Here is a 23,445-nt window from a genome sequence, read left to right as displayed (position 1 = left end):
TTGTGTCCATATAATTCGGTCTCCAGCTGAGGTTCCTTGCCTAAGTCGTTGATCTTGTGTAACTTTCGCAAGATCGCCACGGGCCTGAAACAAGACACGAAGGAGACCGGATGCACTCCCCCATGCCGAAGGCCCTGGCCAGAACCTTGTCGCGCGCCCTGTGCACGCTCACCGCCGTCGTAGTCGTCTTTGCGTTCGCGCCGGCGCCGGCCGAAGCCGGCACGCGCAAGGGATCGGTCGCCAAGAAGCAGCGCGCCGCCACCAGCCAGCGCGCCGTCAAGGCCAGCATCGGCAAGAAGCGCCGCTCGGTGGTGGTCACGCAGACACCCCGTCCGTCCTATGGCCAGCTGGCCGGGCTGCACGGCACTCCCGACAACCTCGATCTCAAGTCCAGCGTCGCCCTGGTGATCGACCAGGACACGCGCGAAGTGCTGTTCTCCAAGAACGAGCAGGCCGTGCTGCCGATCGCCTCGCTGACCAAGCTGATGACCGGCCTGATCGTCAGCGAAGCCGGGCTGCCGCTCGATGAAGAGATCACCATCACGCAGGACGACGTCGATACCGAGAAGGGCAGCCGCTCGCGCCTGCGCGTGGGCACCCGCCTGACGCGCGGCGAGGCCCTGCACCTGGCGCTGATGTCCAGCGAAAACCGCGCAGCCCACGCGCTCGGCCGCACCTACCCCGGCGGGCTGGACGTGTTCGTCAAGCTGATGAACGCCAAGGCCAAGCTGCTGGGCATGAAGGACACGCAGTACGTCGAGCCGACCGGCCTGTCCAGCCGCAACCAGTCCAGTGCGCACGACCTCGCCACGCTGGCGCAGGCCGCCTACCAGGATCCGCTGCTGCGCGAATACTCGACCTCGCCCGGCTACGAGATGGCCATCGGCAAGCGCACGCTGCAGTACAACAACACCAACCGGCTGGTGAAGAACCCCGACTGGGAGATCGGCCTGCAGAAGACCGGCTACATCTCCGAGGCCGGCCAGTGCCTGATCATGCAGGCCAAGGTCGCGGGCCGGAAGGTGATCATGGTATTCCTGGATTCCGCCGGCAAGCTCAGCCGGCTGGGCGACGCCGAACGGGTGCGCCGCTGGGTGGAATCGAATGCCCCGGCGGCTGCGAAGGCCTCGGAAGCGACGGTGATCCGTCAGGTCAGCGGTTAACCCGGGCATCCGCTTCGCTCCAACACGAAACACGGCGCCTTGGGCGCCGTGTCCTTTTGTGGGTTCCCGCCCTCGTCAGGCGGCTCTTGCGGGTAGGGGGGGCTTGTACCCCAGCGCGGCCGAGATCTCGTTGGCGGTGGCTTGGAGCTTGCTGAGCCATCCTTCGTCCAGCCGGTCGGCGGGGGCGGAGATGGACAGGCCGGCCACCAGGCGGCTCTGGTCGTCGTAGATGCCGGCGGCCATGCAGCGCACCCCCAGCTCCAGCTCCTCGTTGTCGCGGGCGATGCCGTACTGGCGCGCCTTGGCCAGTTCGCGCTCGAGCACGGGCAGTTGCGTGATGCTGTTGCGCGTGTGGCCCGCCAGGCCGGTGCGGGTGGCGTAGGCGCGCACGCGCTGCGACTCGTCGGCGGCGAGGAACAGCTTGCCGGTGGAGGTGAGGTGCAGCGGCGCATGGCCGCCGATCGCCCGCACCACCTGCATGCCCGAACGCTCGCTGTAGGCACGCTCGATGTAGACGATCTCGTCGCCCTGGCGCACCGAGAGGTTCACCGGCTGCAGGATCACGCGGTGCAGCTCGCGCATCGGCACCAGTGCGGCGTCGCGCACGTTCAGCCGGGCCTTCACCAGGTTGCCCAGCTCCAACAGGCGCAGGCCCAGCCGGTAGCTGCCGGCCTCGGGTCGGTCGACGAAGCGGCCCACGGCCAGGTCGTTGAGGATGCGGTGGGTGGTGGAGGGGTGCAGGCCGGTCTTCTCGCTGATCTCCTTGAGGGAGATCGCCTCCTCGCGCGAGGCGAGCACGTCGATCAGCGCGAACATGCGCTCGATGACCTGGATCGTGGGAGTCGCGGCGGCGCCGCTGTCGGACTTCTTCATGGCGGAAACGGCTGGGGCGTTCCCGCGATTTTACTTTGTGAAATCAGCCGACCGGGGCGTACCGTCCACCCAGCGGCCTTCCTGCAACACCTGGTGCGGCTGGAAGCGCGCCTTGTAGCCCATCTTGGGGCTTTGGGCGATCCAGTAGCCCAGGTAGACGTGCGGCAGCTTGAGCTTGCGCGCCTGGTCGATCTGCCACAGCACGCTGTAGGTGCCGTAGCTGGCCGCGCCTTCCGGTTCGTAGAAGGTGTAGACCGCCGACAGGCCGTCTCCCAGCACGTCGAGGATGGAGACCATGCGCAGCGCGCCGGGCGAGCCGTCGGCCAGCGTTTCGCGGAACTCGACCAGCCGCGAGTTGACCCGGCTTTGCAGCAGGAACTGGGTGTACTGGTCGATGCTGTCGTGGTCCATGCCGCCGCCGGCATGGCGGCCGCTCTGGTAGCGCAGGTAGAGCTGGTAGTGCTCGGGCACGAAGCACAGCTTGAGCACGCGCGCCTGCAGGTTGGCGTGGCGCGCCCACGCGCGGCGCTGGCTGCGATCGGGCTGGAAGCGTTCGGCCAGCACGCGCAGCGGCACGCAGGCGCGGCAGCCGTCGCAGTACGGCCGGTAGGTGAACATGCCGCTGCGGCGGAAGCCGCTGATGACCAGGTCGGAGTAAGCGTCGTTGTGGATCAGGTGGCTGGGGGTGGCCACCTGCGAGCGGGCCTGCTTGCCCGGCAGGTAGCTGCACGGGTAGGGCGCGGTCGCATAGAACTGCAGCGTCTGGAGCGGGAGGTCCTTGAGGTGCGTCACGCGGCAGGCTTCGGCAACAGGAGTTCGCGCCAGTATACGGGGAGGAATTTCCACTCCGGCGCCGGGCGTTTCGCGCGTGTCGCGACCGCAGCCACGAACTCCGCGCGCGGGATCTCGCGCGCGCCCAGCGAGGCGAGGTGGCGGGTGTTCTGCTGGCAATCGATGCTGTCGATGCCGTGCGCGCGGCAGAACGACACCAGCGCCGCCAGCGCGATCTTGGATGCGTCCGGCACCCGCGTGAACATGGACTCGCCGAACACGGCGTGGCCGACCGCCACGCAGTACAGGCCGCCGGCCAGTTCGCCGTCGATCCAGGTCTCCACGCTGTGTGCATGACCGGCGCGATGGAAGTCCTCGTAGGCATCGACCATCTCCGGCAGGATCCAGGTGCCCGACTGGCCGTCACGCGGGCTGCCCGCGCAGGCGCGGATGACGTCGCTGAAGGCGCTGTCGATGCGCACCTCGCAGCGCGGGTCTTCGGTGAAATGCCGCAGCGTCCGGCGCAGTGAACGGTGCAGCCGGAACTCGGCGGTGAACAGGACCATGCGCGGGTCGGTGCTCCACCACAGGATGGGCTGGCCTTCGCTGAACCAGGGAAAGATGCCGCCGCAGTAGGCGCGCCGCAGCGTGTCGACGTCCAGTGCGCCGCCGGCCGCGAGCAGGCCGGGCGCGGGGTCGGCGGACCCCCAGGCCCGCTTCGCCGGGGGAAAGGGATCGCCGGGTTGGAGCCAGGGAAGCTTCATCGGAAGGGTCATGCCGCGGTCCCATTGTTCCTGAACGTCGAGGGCGGGCTCCCGCGACCCCTTCGGCACCGGACGGAGCCCGCGTCGGCCTTTCCGGATGTTCCTACTTCGGTGTCGAGATGCGTCGAAAGCCGACCCGAAAGTCTTCATTTCTCCGTCGCACGCCGCCTTGCTCACCGTCAAGCAGGCTCTCTATGGTTCACAACTGGACACGAAGCACGCACAATGTTTCATTGACTTTTCTCGGCCTGGCTGCGGTCGCTGCGCGATTGCCCCGTTCCGGGCCCCTCGAGGTACCCGCATGGACATGATCACCACCCCCCGGTTGCAGGTTGGCGCGCGCTGGCGCTGGGACGGCTCGCTGGCCTTCTTCCTGGGTTCGTACCTGCTGGTGAGCGCGCCGCTGGCGCAGGCGCAGGCCATCCGGCCCGATGGGCGCACGGCGACGACGGTGACGGTCAACGGGTCGATCACCGACGTGCACACCGGCACGCTGCAGGCCGGCAATGCCTTCAACTCCTTCCACACCTTCAGCGTGCCGGCGGCCACCGCCACCAACCTGCACGTGCCCACCGGTGCGGCCCACCTGGTCAACATCGTCCGGGACCACCGCACCGAAATCGACGGCATCCTCAATGCCGTCAAGGACGGCCGCATCGGCGGCAACGTCTGGTTCGCCAACCCGCACGGCTTCGTCGTGGGCGCCGGCGGCGTGGTCAATGTCGGCAGCCTGAACGTCAGCACCCCGACCCAGCAATTCGCCGACAGCTTCTTCCTGTCGCCCGGCATGCCCGACCCGGCCGCCGTCGGCAGCCTGCTGGCAGGCACCGCGCCGCGCAGCGGCACCGGCCTGATCTCCATCCAGGGCACGGTCAATGCCATCGACGGCGTGGCCTTCTCGGCCGGCACGATCAACGTCGGCGGCGTGGTGTACGCCGGGGCCCGCTTCCTGGGCAGCGCGCCCGACTTCCGCGACGTGGTGAATGCCAACGGCCTGGCTTCCGGCTCGCACGTGGTGGCCGAAGCCGGCCGCATCCGCATCGTCGCCGACGGCGACGTGGCCGTCAGCGGCATGCTGGCCGCGGCCGGCTCGGCCGGGGTGAAGGGGGGCGAGATCGACATCCGCGCGGGCGGCAACCTGGACCTGCGGGCCGGCGCCAACCTCACTGCGCGCGGCACCGGCGAAGGCTCGGCCGGCGGCACGGTCAACCTGTGGGCCGACCGCGATGCCAGCTTCCGCAGCGGCGCGGTGATCGACGCCCGCGCCGGCAGCTCCGGCGACGGCGGCTTCATCGAGCTGAGCGCGCGCGACAACGTGCGCCTGGACGGCGGCCAGTTCCTGGCCAAGGCGCAGGACGGCGCCAACGGCTCGGTGCTGATCGACCCCACCACCATCACCGCCAGCACCTCCGGGCGGATCACCGACGGCGCCAACATCTCGTTCGTCGCGACCGACCAGATCATCCTGGACACCGGCGTGGTGATCTCCAGCCGCGACGTGGCGGCCGGCACCACCGATTACGAGGCGGCGGCCTCGGAAGGCCACTCCGGCACGATCACGCTGAAGGCGCCCGAGATCGTGCTGAAGTCCGGCAGCAAGCTGCTCTCGCACGCCACCGGTGCCTTCAACGCCGGTGACATCACCCTGGACGCACGCGGCAACGAGATCTTCGGCCACGCCATCACCATCGAGGACGGCGTCAAGGTGCTGGCCACCGCAGCCAACGGCAAGGGCGGCAACATCCTGCTGCAGTCGGCCGCCATCACGGCCGGCGCCGCCAGCCTCCATGCCCACGCCACCGGCACAGGCACCGGCGGCAACGTCGACATCGAGGCCGCGCGCACGCCCATCGTCAATGCCATGGGCTACCGCGAGGGCAGCGCCAGCGTCAGCCTGACCGGCACCAGCGTGCGCGGCAAGGACGTGAACGTCTCCGCCACCACCACCATCACCAACGAGTGGCAGAGCACCGGCAGCGCCGTCGATGCCGCGCTGCAGACGGTCACCATCGCGGCGCACGGCGCCAGCCAGATGCTGGCGGCCTTCGTGGGCCTGGACCTGGTGCACTCGCAGGCGATCGGCGCCTCCACGGTGAGCATCAACTCGGGCACGCAGATCCAGGCATCGGGCAACGTCACGCTCGACGCCACCAACAACACCAAGGCGGCCATCACCAGCACTCCGCCCGGCCCGCCCGGCGTGGCATCGCCGATCGGCCTGGGCGCCATGTACATGCGCAACAAGGCGGATGCCAAGGTCGAGCTCAAGGGTGGCTCGAGCGTCACGGCCGCCAACCTGTCCATGCGCGCGCACAACACCGCCGAACTGGCGGGCGAGGTGGAAGGCAGCGCCGACGGCAAGATGGCCATGTCGTTCGCGGTCGGTTTCACCCAGGCCGACGTGAACGCCACGGCCCGCATCGAGCAGAACGCGACCGTCAATGTCAGCGACACGGTGCAGGTCGCCGCCACCAACCACAACTCGTTCAGCAACGCCTCGGCCTCGACCGCCGGCCAGGACGCCGGCGGCGAGGGCATGGCGGCGGTGGTGCTGGCGATCAGCGAACACAAGTCCAGCACCAGCGCCGAGATCGCCGCCGACATCGGCGGCGCGAAATCGGTCAACGTGCTGTCGGTCAACCGGATCGCGCAGGACGAGACGGTGGCGACCTCCAAGGTCGGCCAGACGCTCACCGACGCCATCGTCAACGGCGTCGATCGCAAGGCGCTGGGCGTCACCGAGGCCGGCCAGGATTCGCTGGTCGCACTGCTGTTCGGCGAGCCGCTCAGTTCCAAGGTCAAGCCCAAGGAGTCGCCGTTCCGCCTGGGCGGCGCCATCGCCTGGGCCGAATCCGAAGCGACCGCCACCGCCAAGGTCGGCGGCCGCATCACGGCCAGCGAGCAGGTCGTCAGCGCCGCGCGGGTGCTGCAGGAGAGCACCGGCGCCCAGGCCCACGCCGCCGCCGTGTCCAACTCCAACAAGAGCCAGTCGACCACGGACACGTCCAAGGTGTCGGTGTCCGCCGGCGTGGCCATCGCCAAGTACAAGGCTTCGGCCGATTCCATCGTCGCCGCCAACGCCGTGCTGCAGGCGCCGCGCATCGGCGTTTCGGCCGACGTCCTGGTGCCCGAGAAATCGATCGGCTCGGTCAGCGACTGGGGCTCGTGGGGCGAGGTCAAGGAGAGCGTGGAGAACCTCACGCTGGCCATCGATCCGTTCAGCTGGTTCAACGGCGGAGCTTCGGCCAAGGCTTCCGGCACCCAGGCCGGGCTGGCCGGCGCGGTGAACATGCAGGGCTACGAGATCGATGCCCGCGCCATCGTCGATACCGGCGCCAGCCTGATCCTCAGCGGCAGCGCCACCGGCGCCTGGTCCGGGCCCACCGTGCGGGTGGGCGACACGGCCGACGACGACCAGACCTTCAAGTTCGATGCGGCGGCCCACGTGCGCGCCGACACCGACACCACCCTGCGCTGGCTGGTCGGCAAGCCGACCAAGACCGCCGGCGGGCCGGCGGCCATCGGCGGCTCCTACAACGACGTGCGCTACACCGGCGAGACGCTGGCGCTGCTGCGCGAAGGCGCGCTGGTGCGCGGCTCCGCCAGCACGACCGAGGCCACGGAGGAGTTCCGCCTCAGCGCCGGCTCCAAAGCCAACCTCGTCACGGTGGCGGCCGTGGCCGGGGCCGGCGAGAGCGTGGGCCTGAGCGGCACCTTCACCGCCACCACCCTGGACCGGACCACGGCGGCCGTGATCGACAACGAGGCCACCGTGCGCGCGGCCGACATTGACGTCAGGGCCAAGGACGACAGCGTGTCGTGGGCCGTGGGGGGCGGCCTGTCGTTCGCCAATGGCGCCTCGGTCGGCATCGGCGTGGCCAGCAACACCGCCAACCTGACGGCGCTCGCGGCCGTCGCCGACAACGACACCATGGCCGGGCGCAGCAGCGCGCTGAACCTCAGCACCGGCAAGGTCGTGGCGCGCGACCTGGCGGTGCGCGCCGACACGGCCGGCCACCTGGAGACCATCGCGGTGGCCGGCGCCGTGGCGTCCAACTCCGACGACAAGGGCGGCACCTTCACCAAGCTCAAGGAGAAGTACGACCAGACGCTGCTGACGATCGCCAGCGTGGTGGACAGCAAGCCCGAGTCCGGCGCCAGCCAGGGCGGCAAGCAGGCCAAGGGCGGCACCAAGTACAGCTTCACGCTGGCCGGCGCCGGCTCGGTGGCGGTCAACGAGGCCGACGTGCAGGCCACGGCCAAGGTCGAGAACGCCACCATCGAGCAGTTCAAGGAAGGCACCCAGGAGGCTTCGCTCCAGGTGCAGGCAGTCAACCAGACCGACATCGTGACGGCGGCGGCCGGCGGCGCGCTGACCCGCGGCAAGCAGGCCGGCAGTTCGCCCTCGGTCGGCGTGGCCGGCGCGGTCGCGGTCAACGTCATCGCCGGCGGCGCCGAGGCGGCGATCCGCAATGCCACCGTCACGGGGGCCAACGATGTCGCCGTGCATGCCGTCAAGGGCGGCGAGACCCTGTCGATCGGCGTCGGCCTGAACGTGGACGCCAGCACCGGCACCCACACCTCGTGGCAGGGCACCGGCGCGCTGTCGCTGACCTTCTTCGACACCGACAGCGCGACCGACGACACCGGCGCCACTCGCAACAAGGTCTCGGCGCTGGTGGACAACGCCACCCTCACCGGCGATGCGTCCGGCACCGGCCGCAACCTGGACGTGGCCGCCTACAACCGGACCCGGCTGGGCACCGGCGGCGGCGCGCTGGCCTTCGGCGGCACCCGCGGCGTCGGCGGCGCGGTCAGCTACGCCGACGTGCGGCAGGACACCGAGGCGGCGATCCGCGGCGGCTCCACCGTCACGCAGTTCGACACGGTGGGCGTGAGCGCCTTCAACTCCATGCAGATCGCCTCCGGCGCGGCCATGGTGGCGGCCAGCACCAAGCAAAGCGCGATCCAGATCGCCGGCTCGGTGGTGATCAACGACGTCACCAACCGGACGGTGGCGAAGATCGAGAACGCCACCGTCGCCAGCACCGGCTCGGTGCTCGTCAATGCGCAGGACGTCGACAAGGTTGCGTCGCTGGACACCCTGTTTGCCGCGAGCGGCGACGAGGGCATGGACTACGACGGCAGCACGGTGCGCTCGCACGTCGGCGGCATCGACGCCGTGGCCGGCGGCAACAGCATCACGGCGGTGGCCGGCAACGCCACCTTCACGCCGGGCAGCGGCAGCAAGAGCGCCGGCATCGCCATCAACTACAACCGGATCCAGAACACCCTGGAAGCCGCGGTGGCCGACGCCACCGTCACGGCCACCGGCGGCACGCTGGAAGTCAAGGCCGACTCCAAGACCAGCATGCTGGCGATCGCCGCCGGCGTGGCCGTCAGCAGCGACCTGGCGGGCACCGGCTCGGCCACGATCAACGAGGTCGACAACACAGTCACCGCCCGCATCAGTGCGTCCAGCGCGAAGACCGCCACGGCGAAGGAAGTGAAGGTCGTCGCCACCGACAACAGCCGGCTGGACACGCTGGCCGGTGCGGTGTCGGCCAGCCTGCAGGGCTCGGCCGGCGGCGCCGCCGCCACCTACAACAACATCGACAACACGGTCACGGCCAAGGTCGAGGGCCCCGCCACGCTGACCGGCGCGGACGTGATCCGCATCGACGCGCAGAACGCCTCCGTCATCCGTTCGGCGGCGGTGGCCGGCGCGGTGGCCGGCGAGGGCGTGGGCTTCGCCGGCTCGATCTCGCTGAACTTCATCGACAACGCCACCACGGCCGAGTTCCGCAACGCCACCGCCCGCCTGGGCGACAACGGCGCCGACAGCTTCCGCGTGCTGGCGCGGGACAGCGCCACCATCCAGACGCTGGCCGGCAGCATCGCGGCCGGCACCAACGCGGTGGGCGGCGCGATCGCGTACAGCAAGATCGGCGACAGCGCGGTGGTGAACGTGCAGGGCGCCGACATCGACGGCGCCGAGACGCTGGAACTGCAGGCCACCTCCAGCGGCGCCATCACGGCACTCGCCGTGGCGGCCAGCGCCTCGCAGAAGTTCGCCTTCTCCGGCTCGGCGGCGGCCAACGAGATCACCAACACCACGCGGGCGAAGCTGGTGGACTCCACCGTCACCGGCGCGGCGGTCAAAACCGTCACCGACGGCGACGGCGGTCCGCTCCAGGTGCGCGACCCCAGCACCGCCGCCAAGGTCACGGCCAGCGACAGCGCGACCATCGAGACGCTGGCCGGCGGCGCGGCCTTCTCCGGCTCCGCGGCGGCGGGGGTCGCCACCGCGGTGAACCGGATCGCCAACACCACCGAAGCGGCCATCTCCGGCAAGAAGGCCGGCAGCAGCGGCCAGCAGGTGAAATCGATGCTGGTCAAGGCCGAGTCCGACGAATCGATCAAGGCCGCGGCCGCCGGCGTGGCCGCCTCGGGCCAGGTCGCGGTCGGCGGCTCGGTCGCCGTCAACCTGATCGGCAACGACACGACGGCGCGCATCGACGGCGGCGCCCAGGTCGCGGCCGACGACAACGTCGGCGTCATCGCCGACGCCGACGACAGGATCACGCTGGTCGCCGGCTCGGCCGGCATCGGCCTGTCCACCGTGGGGGTGGGCGCGTCGGTGGCCGTGAACAGCATCAGCGGCAGCACCCGGGCCTTCATCGACGGCGCGACCACGCGGGTCGACGGCCGGGCCTACTCGAGCGACGCGCTGACGGTCAAGAGCGGCCTGCTGGCATCGCCGATCGGCGTCTCGGGCGCCTACGACAACATCATGGCCAATGGCGGCGCGCTGGCTGGCTGGGGCCGCACCGACCTGGCCGGCCGCAAGGCGGACGAAACCGTGCGGGGGGTGGCGGTCAATGCCTCGGCCTCGCACTCGATCGAGAACATCGTCGTCAACGTCGCGGCCGGCAAGTACGCCGGCGTCGGCGGCGTCACCAACCTCAACCTGATCGGCGGCGAGACCACGGCGTACGTGAAGGGCGCGCAGGTCAACCGTGACACGGTGCTGGAGGGGCACCCCAACCAGAACCTGTCGGTCAAGGCCAGCGACCACTCGTTCGCCAACGGCTTCGTCGGTTCGCTGACCGCCGGGGCGGCTGGCGTGGGCGGCGCGATCGAGACCAACGCCTTCAGCCGCAACACCAAGGCCTACCTGGAGAACGCCTCGGTGGCGGCGCTGGGCGCGGCCGTGGTCGAGGCGCGCAGCACGCAGGGTGCCTCGTCCTATGCCGTCGGCGGCTCGGCCGGCCTGGCGGCGCTGGTGGGCACGGCGGCAGCCACCACCTTCCAGGGGCTGACGCACGCTTACGCGAGCGGCTCGACCATCGACGCCGGCAGCCTGCAGGTCAAGGCCGACCACGACACCCGGATCTTCCTGGCCACCGGCGGCGTGGCGGCCGGCGGCGGTGCCGGCGCGGCCTCGGTCGGCGTGGCCATCGACGAGCACACCACCCGGGCGGAGGTGCTGAACACCACCGTCAATACCGCCGGCGCGGTGGCGGTCAACGCCGACAGCAGCACCGGCATCGACACCATCGCCGTGGCTGGCGCCGGTGCGGGCGGACTGGCGTTCGCCGGCAACGCGGTCGTCACCGTCATCAAGAACACGACCGTCGCACGGGTCGCGGGCAGCACCATCGGCTTGGCCGGTGCCCGCGCCGGCAACGTTTCGGTGGTTGCCAACGACACGGTCGACACCACCGCCAAGGGCGGCGCCGTCGGCCTGGCGCTGGGCGGCTACGGCATCGCTGCGGGTGCCTCGGTGATCCGCATCGAGAACGCCACCCAGGCCGCGATCGAGAACGGCTCGGTGCATGCCGCGGGCGACATCCGCATCGAATCCACCTCCGACCGCGACGCCCAGGCGTTGGCGCTGGCCGTCGGCGGCGGCTCGGCCGTGGGCCTCAGCGGAGCCGCGGCGGTCGTCCTGTCGGGCGACGCACCCGGCAGCGAGGCCCGCCGCGAGATCGACAAGGACAACGACGGCACGGTCTCCAGGGCCAGCGGCATCACCGCGGGCAACCGGCTGGAGGCCGGCAGCGCCGGCAACGTGGATGCATCCGGCAACGCCAGCGCGATCGGCCTGCGTGCCTCCGAGGTCGATGCGATCAACAGCGGCGGCAAGCAGGACCTGAAGACCCGCGTCACCGGCGCCTCGGCCACCGCCACGCTGGCCACCGCCAGCGGCACCACGCTGGACGCCACCGGCGCCGTGAAGATCCAGGCGACCGAGAAGAACCAGCTCGATGCCGGCGCCGGCTCCGGCGCGGTCGGCGGCCTGGTCGGCGCGGGCGGCGGGGTGGCCGTCACCGACCTGCAGAGCGACGTGCGCGCGCGCACCACCGGCAGCAACACCATCAGCGCCGGCGGCGAGATCCTGGTCGAGGCCCGCTCGCAGGCCGGCAGCGCGGCACAAGAGGCGGTCCGGGCCCAGGCCGTGCAAGGGTCGGCCGGGCTGGTGGCCGTCGGCGCCGCGGTGGCGCTCGCCACTTCCAACAGCACCGTGGAGGCGAGCGTCTCCAAAGGCAGCACCCTGACGCGCACCGGCGGCAACGCGGCCTCCACCGTGCGCGCCACCGACAGCACCGACGTCAAGGCCAGCGCCTGGGGCGCGAGTGCCGGCGCGGTTGCCGCCGGCGCGGTGATCGCCGATGCCCAGAAGAGCGGCAGCACCCGCTCGGTCTTCGGCGAAGGCGCCACCGGCACGGCCACGGCCCACCTCGGCGCACGCGACCTGGCAGTGCTGGCCACCCGCTCCGGCGCGGTGACGGCCCATGCCTGGGGCGGCGCCGGCGGGGTCTATGCGGGCGCGGGCGCCGATGCCCGGGCCAGCGACACCGGCAGCGTCGCTGCGCGGCTCGGCGGCGTGATCAATGCCGCCGGCGGCAACGTGCGCGTCGATGCGGCCTACACCGCGGCCAGTTCCGCCCGGGCCCAGGGCTACTCCGGGGCGCTCTACGCCGGCATCGGCGTGTCCAGCGCCAGCGCCGTCAACACGCTCGCGGTCGACGCCGGCGTGAACGCCGGCAGCACGATCACGGCCCGCAGCCTCACCACCGACGCCTCCAGCCGGGTCGGCACCGGGCCCACGGCCAAGGCCGAAGCCATCGCCGGCGCGGGCGGCGGGCTGGTCGGCATCGCTGCCACCGACGCTCGCGCCAGCCACAAGGCCACGGTCGGCTCCGAGGTCGGCGACAACGTCACGGTGGCGCTGAGCGACGACGCCGAATCCGGCTCGCTGGTGGTCACGGCCGCCAACGACAGCCGCCAGTCGGCCAGCGTGACCGGCGTGAGCGTCGGCGGCCTGCTGGCGATCGGCGCCAACACGGCGCTGGCCGAGGCGGGCTCCTCCGACGGCAACCGTACCAGCACCACCGCGCGGATCGGCAGCGGCGTCAAGGGCGACGCCGGCGCCAACCTGGTCATGCGGGCCAGCGGCCACGACGACAACTACGCCAGCGCGGTCGCCGGCTCCGGCGGCGCGATCGCCGGCCAGGCGGCGCACGCGCGCACGCGCAACTTCTCGAACGTGCTGACCGACTACAAGGCCGGCACCACGGCCAACCCGCTGACGCCCAATGCCGCCGACCTGTCGGCCCGGCACACCGCCAAGTTCAACTCCCGCACCGACAGCGTCAATGCCGGCGTGGTGGGTGGCAGCGGCGCCTATGGCGAACACGACATCGACTCGCGCGTCACCGCGCAGGTGGCCGACAACGCCGTGCTGCAGGTCGGCGCCGACGCGACCAGCATCCAGCTGCCGCTGTCGATCAAGGCCGAGAACCTGGCGGTCAAGCCCGACAACGGCTGGGACGTCAAGGCCGCATCGGGTGGCCTGTTCGCCGGCGCCGGCGCGTATGCCGAGACCGACCTGCGGCTCGACACCCTCGCGCGCATCGGCAAGAACGCGACGGTGCGCCTGCTGGGCGACGACGACGAGGGCCGCTACGGCCAGGTCACGGTGACAGCGCTCAACAGCATCCAGGCGACGCAGAAGGCGCACCTGGATGCCGGTGGCGCCATCGCCGTGGCGCTGGCCGATTCCGACTTCGACGCGACCGCCAACGCGAGCGCCGAGGTCGGGCAGGGCGCGACGGTCGACTCCAAGGGCGAGATCGTGATGGGCGCCAGCACCTCGGCCAACGTCCAGACCGAGAGCTACACCTCCACCTACGGCCTGGCCGGGGTGGCCAAGGGCGCGTCGGGTTCCGCCGTGCGCACCGCCAACTCGGTGGTGATCAACCCCGATGCCAGCCTGCGCGCCGACTGGAACATCCAGCTCCAGGCCGGCCAGGCCGGCGCCAGCGTCAACGACCTGCGCGCCACCGCCCTGACCAACGTCTTCAACAACGTGGCGATCCCGATCACCGGGTCGCCCGAAGCCGACGCGCTGGTGAACCAGGACAACCAGGTGTTCGTGCACGACCGCGCCAAGGTGCGCTCGGTGCGCGACATCTACCTGGACACCACGGCGGGCAACACCCACGTGCGCGGCCACGGCGTCGCCAAGGACCTGTACCAGCAGGCCCTGGCCGCCATCGGCAGCGCCATCTCCAACGCCTTCGGCGGCGGCGACGTGTCCTTCGAGACCACCGGCGGCAGCAGCACCTCGCTGGCGACCACCGGTGCCATGGTCAACGGCGCGGTGGAGGTCGGCATCCAGAACGTGGTGAACCTGGCGATCTCCGGCTCCGGCGCCAACCCGACCATCACCGCCAACAGCGAGGACGCGCGAGCCCGGGTCGGCCAGAGCTTCCAGCAGGACCTGGTCGCCTCCATCAACGCCGACCTGGCGCGCTACGAGCAGCTCAAGACCCAGTACGCGAACTCGCCCGAGATCGTGGCGGCCTTCGACGCCGAGATCCAGCGGCTCAAGGCCGACCGCGACGCCTACCTGGGCGCCGGCGTGACGTCCAAGATCGTGTGGTTCACGCCGATCGAGAACATCACGGCCACCGGCGGCGACATCCACGTCAAGGGCGGCCGCCTGTATGGCACCGGCACGCTCAAGGCGCCGGGCAATGCCAGCATCAACATCCAGTCCAGCTCGGACAACTACATCCGGGTCGGCTACCTGAAGATTCCGGACAACCCGGGCGGCCACCTGTACCTCAACGGCGCACCGGTGGCCAGCAACGCCGAGATCAACAGCCGCACCGGCGGCGGCGCCGCCTTCGGCTCGATCACCACCGGCTCCGCCGGCGGGGCGCCGTCGATCAACGTCACCATCGACGTGCCGTCGAACAGCAGCGCGCAGCCCAACCTCGAGGTGACCGACGAGGTGCGCAACATGAACGGGGTGATCAACCTGACCAACCCCGACGGCAGCGTGATCATCAAGAGCGTGACCCGCCGCGACGGCACCCAGACCGGGGCCCGCGTGCTGGGCAACGAGGTGCACATCACCGCCGGGCGCGACTTCGTGCTGTCCTTCGTCGACGGCTTCTACCCGGTGGCCAGCGACCCGACCGCGCTGTGGTCCGACATCGCCAACGCCTTCGTCGACGACTACCGCAACCGTTCCATCAACTACGCCATCGGCGCCAGCGCGACCAACCCGAACGGCGCCCGCGAGACGGTCGGCACCGGACGCAACGGCCTGGGCGGCATCGTGGCCGGGAACAACGTGTTCCTGAACGCGCGCATCCTGAACATCAACGGCCTGGTGCAGGCCGGCATGCCGGAGATGTCGGTCCACCTCGACGCCATCAGCGGCGCCCGCGGCGCGGCCAGCGTGGAGCAGCAGATCGCCAACGCGCAGGCGCACTACAGCGCCAACCGCCCGGCCGACCCGTACTACGCGCTGTCCGGCCTGAAGTACTACGGCGGCGGCAATGCCGAGAAGCTGATCGACGCGGTGTGGAACGCGCGCGAGCAGCGCATCGAGATCAAGCCGGTCGCGCTGGAAGGCAGCTACATGCAGCTGACCGGCCGCATCATCAACACCGGCGGCGGCCAGCTGCGCACCATCGACGGCTACGGCAAGATCTACGTCAAGAACGACACGGCGCACGCCGTCGTGCTGCAGGGCCTGGATGCCGGCAACAACCTCGAGGGCGTGATCCGGATCACCGACACCTCGCGGCTGGCGCCCGACGGCAGCAACCGCTTCGTCACCACCGAGTTCCGCCGCATCGGCGCCGACATCCAGAAGAAGGAGTTCTGGGGCAGCGAGGAGAAGAGCCCGAGCTACGTCAGCAACACGCGCGACACCACGTACGCGCCGCAGGCCGGCTGGCGCTTCGGCTGGACGGCCGGGCAGCAGCAGGTGGTGCAGCGCGACAAGGTCGTCTACACCACCAAGGGCTGCTACGGCATCGGCGGCGACAGCTGCGCCCGCGACGATGGCAGCGACTACTGGCTGACCAACTACTACTACGTGCCGGGCACGACCATCGATTTCCAGCGCGGCGGCTACCTCGAGTACGACCCCGCCAACGCCGGTACGGCGTTCAAGTACGACTTCAGCTACCGCACGACCAGGGACTTCCACCACGCCTCCAGCTACGAGACCGGCCGCCATGGCTGCGGCGCGTACTGGTGCCGGGAGGACGTGGAGGTCTGGAAGCGCATCGGCCAGGACTTCCACCGCTTCTCGGTCAAGGCCGACTACCCGATCGCGATCAACTTCGCCGGCTACGACACCAGCGCCGTCACGGTGCAGTCGGTCGGCTCGATCCTGCTGGGGCAGGGCGCCATCGCCAGCCGCAACGGCTCGCTGACCATGAGTTCCAGCGCCGGCAGCATCCAGGGCCTGTCGAGCGGCGCGAGCGGCGTGGACACGGCGCAGTCGACGCTGATCGCCAAGGCGCACGACCTGTACGGCCGCGACGGCATCGGCACCGAGGCGTCGGCGATCACGCTGCAGCAGGTGGGCAGCGGCGACGTCAAGGCGCGCTCGAGCAACGCCGTGGTGGCGCTGCGCACCACCAGCGGCGACATCACGGTCAACTCGATCGACGCCGGCACGGCCAACGCCTACGTCACGGCCGAGCGCAACCTGGTGTCGATCGCCACCGGCGTCGACAGCGCGGTGCGCATCAAGGGCCAGGACGTGGTCCTCAAGGCCGTGAATGGCGCCATCGGCACCGACACGACGGCGCTGAACCTGCAGGTCGGCCAGGTCGACGAGACCTCCAAGGCCTCCGGCGGGCTGTCGGCCGGGGCGGCCGGCAACATCAACGTGCGCCAGGCCAACGGCCACCTCTACCTCGACAAGGTCGAGTCGCAGGCCGGTGACGTCACCATCAGCGTGGCCAACGGCAGCCTGTACGACTGGAACAAGAGCGAGACCGCCGACGACCGCAGCATCGACGAGCTGCGCAGCTGGTGGAACTCGCTCGGCCTGACCGGCGCCTCGGCATCCGCCAAGGTGGTCGCCAACGAGGCCAGCTACAAAAAATCGAAGGAGCAGGGCTACCACGCCTACTGGCAGCTGCGCAACGTGCGGCCTCAGCTCGACGGCGACGGCGTGATCATCCCCGGCCAGTTCGCGGCCGACAGCTTCGATCCCTCGACCTACGCCTACGTGGCCTCGGCGCAGGAGCGCGCCAACCTCGGCGCGATCGGCTGGGACAACGTGCAGATCGCGGCGTACGAAGCCGACCGCACCAACGAGATCAAGGCGGCCCATGCGGCCTGGGGCTCCGGCACCTACGACCCCTCGTTCTCCTACTCGGTGTCCACGGCCGAGAGCACCGCGCTGGCCAAGGGCGGCAGCTGGACCGAGTCGCAGCTGCGCTACTCGATGTCGCTGGGATCGATCCGCACCACCGGCGACACCACGGCGCAGGTGGAGGAGGCGAACGTGATCGGCCGACACGTCACGCTGAACGCGCTCAACGGCTCGGTCGGCAAGTCGGCCGGCACGGTGGAACTGAGCCTGGCCAACGCCGGCAGCTTCACCGACCAGCAGAAGCTGGCCGCGGCCGGTGCCGAGCGCGACGACATCCGCGTCGACAACGTGGCCAACAAGGTCTTCATCGACATCAAGGACGACGTCGACGTCGATTTCCGCGAGGGCGGCTCGATCACCATCAACGCGAAGAACGAGGTCTATCTCGGCTCCGAGGGCACGCTGGGCGGCGGCGCCGGCGACGTCAACGTCAAGGCCATCAACAGCGCGCAGGGCGACATCCGCATCAAGGTGGCCAAGGGCATCCGGGACGTGCAGACCGGGCCCGACACGGCCGCCATCAGCGGGCGCAACCTGCTGGTGGAAGGCGGCTCCGGCGGCATCGGCACCGAGGCCGACCCGCTCAAGCTGGATCTGCAGGACGGCTACGCGCTGACGGCCCGCGCCAACGGACCGGTGCACCTGAGGGAACTCACCGGCCACATCAACCTGTCCTCGCTGTTCTCGGCGGGGGCGGCGTCGCTGGCCGCGCCGGGATCGATCCTGGATGCGATCAACGACGGCACGCTCAAGGCCAAGGTGGGCGGCCTGCGGCTGGACGCCGGCGGCGCCATCGGCAGCGCCGGCAACGCCATCGAAGTCGACAGCACCGGCGGTCCGCTGGTCACCGTGAGCCGCAACGGCGGGACCTACATCGACAACCTGGCGGCGGCGCCGCTGCGGGTGGACGGCATGTCGGTCAGCGGCGGCGACCTGGTGCTGCGCGGCGGCACCACCGGGCTGGACATCCACGGCGCGGTCAACGTCGCCGGGGCAGGAACCGCCACGCTGCAGTCCAGCGCGGGCGGCATCAACTTCCAGGCCACGGGCAGCCTCGATACCGGGTCCGGCGCGATCGGCATCGCCGCTCCGACGCTGGACATGGCGGACGGCTCCCACATCCGCAGCCAGACCGGCACGATCACGCTGGCGACGGCCGGCGACATGTTCCTGTCGCACATCGAGACCGGCAACGCAACGGCCGCGGCGCTGAGTGCCACCAGCACGGCAGGACGCATCCTGGAAGCCGGCGAGGACGCCGAAGACGATATCGTCGCCAACGCGGCCGGGGCGGGCGTCACGCTCACCGCAGCCGGCGGCATCGGCAATGCCACGCAGACGGGGCCGGGTGCGGCCGATGCGGCGCGGCCGAATGCGATCGAGATGCAGGTCGCCTCGCTGGCGGCTGCCAGCAGCGGCGGCTCGATTTACCTGTCCGAACGGGACGACCTGGCAGTCAGCAGCGCGTCCGCCCAGGGCACGCTGGACCTGAGCGTGGGCGGCGCGCTGAGCGCGGCCACGCTGGGCAGCGCGACCGCCTCGGTGAACGTGGCCGCGCAGTCGGCCGCCATCACCTCGGTGACCGCGGCAACCGATGCCCTCCTGGCGGCCCTCGGCGGCAACCTGTCGACCGGCACCGTGACGGCCACCGGCGGCCGGGCCCAGCTCTCCGCCACCGGCACGCTGACGGCTGGTAGCACGACGGCCGGCGGCGATGTGCAGATGGTGGCGGGCGGGAACCTGGCTGCCACCAGCACCACGGCGCAGAACGGCACACTGGCGTTGACTTCGACCGGCGGGTCGGTGGCCGTGGGCACATCGGCCCGGTCGCAAGGGCAGATGACGCTGACGGCCCAGGCCGGTATCACCGCGAGCTCGCTATCGACCGGCGCCGGCAGCATCGCTGCCACCACTGCGACGGGTGACCTGGTGGCCAGCACCACCGACGCCGCCGATGCCGTGACGCTGACGGCCACGACCGGCAACGTGCAGGTGGACGTGGTCGACGCCCAGAACGACGTCACCGTCACCGCCGGCCAGTCGATCGGCGGCACGCCGGGGGCGCGCTACACGCGCATCGAGAGCCTGGGCGGCAACGTGGCACTGAACGCGCAAGGCGGCAGCATCACGGGCGACGTCACCCGCGGCAGCGGCAACGTCGCGTTGACGGCCAGCAACGGCCTCGACCTGAGCACCACGCAAGCCGTGAATGGCGCGCTGACGGCCACCGCGCAGAACGGCGCCATCCTGCTGGGCAGCGCCAACGCGCAAGGTGCGCTGACGCTGAACGCCCAGACCGGCATCACCGCGAACTCGCTGACGACCGGCGCCGGCAGCATCGCTGCCACCGCTGCGACGGGCGACCTGGTGGCCAGCACCACCGACTCGGCCGATGCCGTGACGCTGACGGCGACGACCGGCAACGTGAAGGTGGACGTGGTCGAAGCCCGGAACGACGTGACAGTCACCGCCGGCCAGTCGATCGGCGGCACGCCGGGGGCGCGCTACACGCGCGTCGAGAGCGCGGGCGGCAACGTGGCGCTGAACGCGCAAGGCGGCAGCATCACGGGTGACGTCACCCGTGGCAACGGCAACGTGACGTTGACGGCCGGCAACGGCCTCGACCTGAGCACCACGCAAGCCGTGAATGGCGCGCTGACCGCCACCGCGCAGAACGGCGCCATCCTGCTCGGCAGCGCCAACGCGCAAGGTGCGCTGACGCTGAATGCCCAGACCGGCATCACCGCGAACGCGCTGACGACCGGCGCCGGCAGCATCGCTGCCACCACTGCGACGGGTGACCTGGTGGCCAGCACCACCGACGCGGCCGACGCCGTGACGCTGACGGCGACGACCGGCAACGTGCAGGTGGATGTGGTCGAAGGCCAGAACGACGTGACCGTGACCGCCGGCCAGTCGATCGGCGGCACGCCGGGGGCGCGCTACACGCGCATCGAGAGCCTGGGCGGCCACGTGGCGCTGAATGCGCAAGGCGGCAGCATCACGGGCGATGTCACCCGCGGCAACGGCAACGTGACGCTGACGGCCAGCAACGAGCTCGACCTGACGACCACGCAAGCCGTCAACGGCGCGCTGGCTGCGACCGCGCAGACCGGCGCCATGCTGCTCGGCAGCGCCAACGCGCAAGGTGCGATGACGCTGAACGCCCAGACCGGCATCACCGCGAACGCGCTGACGACCGGTGCCGGCAGCCTCGCTGCCACCACTGCGACGGGCGACCTGGTGGCCAGCACCACCGACTCGGCCGATACCGTGACGCTGACGGCCACGACCGGCAACGTGAAGGTGGACGTGGTGGAAGCCCGGAACGATGTCACCATCACCGCCGGCCAGTCGATTGGCGGCACGCCGGGGGCGCGCTACACGCGCATCGAGAGCCTGGCCGGCAACGTGCTGCTGAACGCGCAGGGCGGGAGCGCCACCGGAAACCTGACCCGTGCGGCCCACGACGTGCAACTGGTCGCGGCCGACAACGTTGATGCGACGACGGTGACCAGCACGGCCGGCAGCGCCGTGTTGACCGCCACGAACGGCGACATCGACCTGGGCACCGGCACCGCCAACGGGAACATCACGCTGACCGCCGGTTCGGACATCCGCGTGGGCGACGTCGTCGCCACCATCGGCAATGCCACCCTGGTCGCGCGCGACAACATCACCGGCAACCTGGTCCATGCGGTCGCGGGCGACGCGACGATGGATGCGCAGAACGGCGCCATCGACGTGAGCCGGGTGGTCGGCGGCGGCGTGGTGCTCTATGCGCGCGACGCCATCGTCGGCGACAGCTTCGAAGTCGGCCGCCGGCTGGTGCTGGTGAGCGACAGCGTCGATGCGTCGATCCAGCACACCCAGGCGTCGCCGGCGCTGCAGGCCACGCTGATCGGCCGCAACCGGCCGGTGATGAGCAATGTCCGGCTGACCATCAACAGCCCGTTCGGCATCACGTTCGACCGCTTCGCAGCGCAGAACGCGGCGCTGACCGCGCCCACCGGCACGATCGAGCTGGTCTCCGGCTACATCGGCAACCGGCTGCTGGTGGACAACCCGCAGACCCGCCTGCTGATGGACAACGCCAGCCCGGCCGTGCAGAACCCGTACGACGTGCAGCTGTACAGCGCGCCCGGAACCTTCTACCTGTACCTGGACCGCAGCGCGTTCGAGACGCGCGGCGCCGACATCATCCACCGCAAGTACCTGACGCACACGGTGCTGAGCCAGTCCACCGGGCTCGATTCGAGCGTGGCGGAAACCTCGCTCGACCAGGGCGCGCTGGTGGTGCGGCTGGCCAACCCGCCGTCGCGGCCCGCCATCCAGCCCAGCGGCGAGACCGTGCGCTACACCGGTGTGCCGGTGATGCTGGGCCAGCCGCCGGCCGCCGAGGGCGAGGAGCGGCGCGAGGAGTGAGAACCCTGCAACACGAACCATGCAGCGGCGGACATCGCCGCGAGACTTCGCGCCTGCCGCTCGGGCTGGCCTTCCTCGTCCTGGCCGGCGGCGCGCTGGCGCAGCCGGTCCAGATTCCGCCCGGGTCCGATCCGGCGGTGATCCAGCAGCGCGAGATCGAGCGCGAGCGGCGCATGCGCGCCGACGAACTGCGCCGCGACCGCATCGAGCAGCCGGTGCGGCCCACCGCGCCGGCGGAACCCGCCCCTGCGGGGGCCGATTCCATGCCCTTCGAGGTGCGCGAGATCCGGGTCGAGCCGCGCTCGGAGCTGCTCGATGCGGGGGCGATCGACGCGCTGGTGGCGGGCTACCGCGGCCGCAGCCTGCGCCTGTCGGACCTGCGCGAGCTGACGGCGCGCATCAACGAGCTGTACCGGGCCAAGGGCATCGTCACCGCGCAGGCCGTGCTGCCGCCGCAGGACGTCACCGACGGCACGGTGCGCATCCGGCTGGTGGAAGGGCGGGTCGGGCAGGTGCGCATCCAGGGCAACGAGTCGACCAACGAGGATTACATCCGCGACCGGCTCACGCTCAAGCCGCCGATGCTGGTCGACATGGGCGAGCTCGAGCAGGACCTGGTCCGCTTCAACCGCAGCAACGACGCGCAGCTGCGCGCCGACCTGCGGCCCGGCAGCGAGCTTGGCCAGACCGACATCCAGCTGCAGGTGCAGGAGCCCAAGCGCAACGAGCTGCGCCTGTTCGTCGACAACTCCGGTTCGACGCTCACCGGCGAGGGGCGCGTGGGCGTTGCCTACATGCGCCGCAGCCTGACCGGCCGGCGTGACGACATCTACCTGTCGGCGGTTCGATCGGAAGGACACGAAGGCAACTACCTCAGCTACGGCGTGCCAGTCACCAGGCTCGGCACCCGGCTGACGCTGGGCTACTTCAAGGACCGCACGCGCGTCGTGAACGGGCCGATCGCGCCGCTCGACGTCACCGGTTCGGCCGAGTCGATCTCGCTGTCGCTGCGCCATCCGCTGCGGGTCCAATCGCGCTTTCAGCTCGACGCGCTGGCCTCGTTCAAGCAGCGGCGTACCGCCAACTGGATCGTCGGCACGCCGCTGACGGCGTCCGAACTCTCGGGCGGCACCGTGGGGCTGGACCTGCAGGTCCTCGGCGACAACGGCTACTGGACCGGCACCGCCGAACTCGGCTCCGGCATCGACCGGCCGGACGGCGCGCCCGCGCGCCACTACACGCTGCTGCGCGGCACCCTGCGGCGCAGCCTCACCTGGAGCCCCGACCTGACGCTGGTGGGCTCGCTCTCCTGGCAGTACGCCCCGCTCAAGCTGCTGCCGTCCAGCGAGCAGATCGTGATCGGCGGCGAAGGCTCGGTGCGCGGCCACTCGCTGGGCCTGTTCTCCGGCGACCGCGGGTATGTCCTGAACCTGGAGGCGCATTACCGGCTGGCCCTGCCGCCGTCGTCCGCCGCTGCCGGATCGGCCTTCGTCTTCCTGGACCACGGCGTGGTCCGCCCGTTCCGGCCGCAGTTGAATCCGCGCGGCTCCGATGCGCTCACCGCGGTCGGTGCCGGCGTCAACCTGACCTTCGGCAGCACCGCCAGCGCCCGCGTGACGCTGAGCCTGCCGGTCGGCGCGCCACCGGAGGAGCCGCGCAACTACCGCATCAACGCGCAGTTGATCTGGCACCTGCTTTGAAGGGGGCCGACGGGCACTGACGCGCTGCCGGCGTTGCTGCCGCTGGCCTT

General features: G+C 70.7%; 6 protein-coding genes. 3 read left to right on the top strand and 3 right to left on the bottom strand.

Translation table 11 applies throughout. From position 1 onward, the window contains the following. The first annotated feature begins 122 nt into the window (after positions 1-122). Complete coding sequence (locus PE066_RS01170) at positions 123-1,163, top strand: D-alanyl-D-alanine carboxypeptidase family protein (RefSeq protein ID WP_440480594.1); 1,041 nt, start codon at positions 123-125, stop codon at positions 1,161-1,163. Between the two features lie 75 nt (positions 1,164-1,238). On the opposite strand, the gene PE066_RS01165 is transcribed toward PE066_RS01170, so the two are convergent. Genes PE066_RS01165 through aat form a run of 3 tightly spaced genes read right to left on the bottom strand, consistent with a single transcriptional unit; the run spans position 1,239 to position 3,583 of the window. Then, the gene (locus tag PE066_RS01165; protein ID WP_271234738.1) at positions 1,239-2,036 is read right to left on the bottom strand and encodes an IclR family transcriptional regulator; all 798 of its coding nucleotides are present in this window, start codon (positions 2,034-2,036) and stop codon (positions 1,239-1,241) included. 30 nt (positions 2,037-2,066) lie between these two features. Then, complete coding sequence (locus tag PE066_RS01160; RefSeq protein WP_271234737.1) at positions 2,067-2,828, bottom strand: arginyltransferase; 762 nt, start codon at positions 2,826-2,828, stop codon at positions 2,067-2,069. Next, a complete protein-coding gene (aat, locus tag PE066_RS01155; protein ID WP_271236477.1) occupies positions 2,825-3,583 on the bottom strand; it encodes a leucyl/phenylalanyl-tRNA--protein transferase in 759 nt (252 codons plus the stop codon). The genes PE066_RS01160 and aat overlap by 4 nt, the downstream gene beginning before the upstream one ends. Positions 3,584-3,872: 289 nt before the next feature. Here aat and PE066_RS01150 point away from each other — a divergent pair, with 289 nt between their 5' ends. Both PE066_RS01150 and PE066_RS01145 read left to right on the top strand, forming a co-directional pair. Next, on the top strand, positions 3,873-21,695 hold the full coding sequence (locus PE066_RS01150) for a leukotoxin LktA family filamentous adhesin (RefSeq protein ID WP_271234736.1): 17,823 nt from the start codon (positions 3,873-3,875) through the stop codon (positions 21,693-21,695). Beyond that, positions 21,692-23,395: a ShlB/FhaC/HecB family hemolysin secretion/activation protein gene (locus tag PE066_RS01145; RefSeq protein WP_271234735.1), complete on the top strand. Its 1,704-nt coding sequence runs from the start codon at positions 21,692-21,694 to the stop codon at positions 23,393-23,395. The genes PE066_RS01150 and PE066_RS01145 overlap by 4 nt, the downstream gene beginning before the upstream one ends. Positions 23,396-23,445: the final 50 nt, after the last annotated feature.

The sequence above is a fragment of the Ramlibacter tataouinensis genome (assembly GCF_027941915.1).
Classification (GTDB): Bacteria; Pseudomonadota; Gammaproteobacteria; order Burkholderiales; family Burkholderiaceae_C; genus Ramlibacter; species Ramlibacter tataouinensis_C.
This window is presented reverse-complemented; position numbering and strand designations above follow the sequence as displayed.

Coding starts and splice junctions, on each gene's coding strand:
- PE066_RS01150 (WP_271234736.1), top strand. CDS start 3,873: ATGGACATGATCACCACCCCCCGGTTGCAGGTTGGCGCGCGCTGGCGC.
- aat (WP_271236477.1), bottom strand. CDS start 3,583: ATGACCCTTCCGATGAAGCTTCCCTGGCTCCAACCCGGCGATCCCTTT.
- PE066_RS01165 (WP_271234738.1), bottom strand. CDS start 2,036: ATGAAGAAGTCCGACAGCGGCGCCGCCGCGACTCCCACGATCCAGGTC.
- PE066_RS01170 (WP_440480594.1), top strand. CDS start 123: ATGCCGAAGGCCCTGGCCAGAACCTTGTCGCGCGCCCTGTGCACGCTC.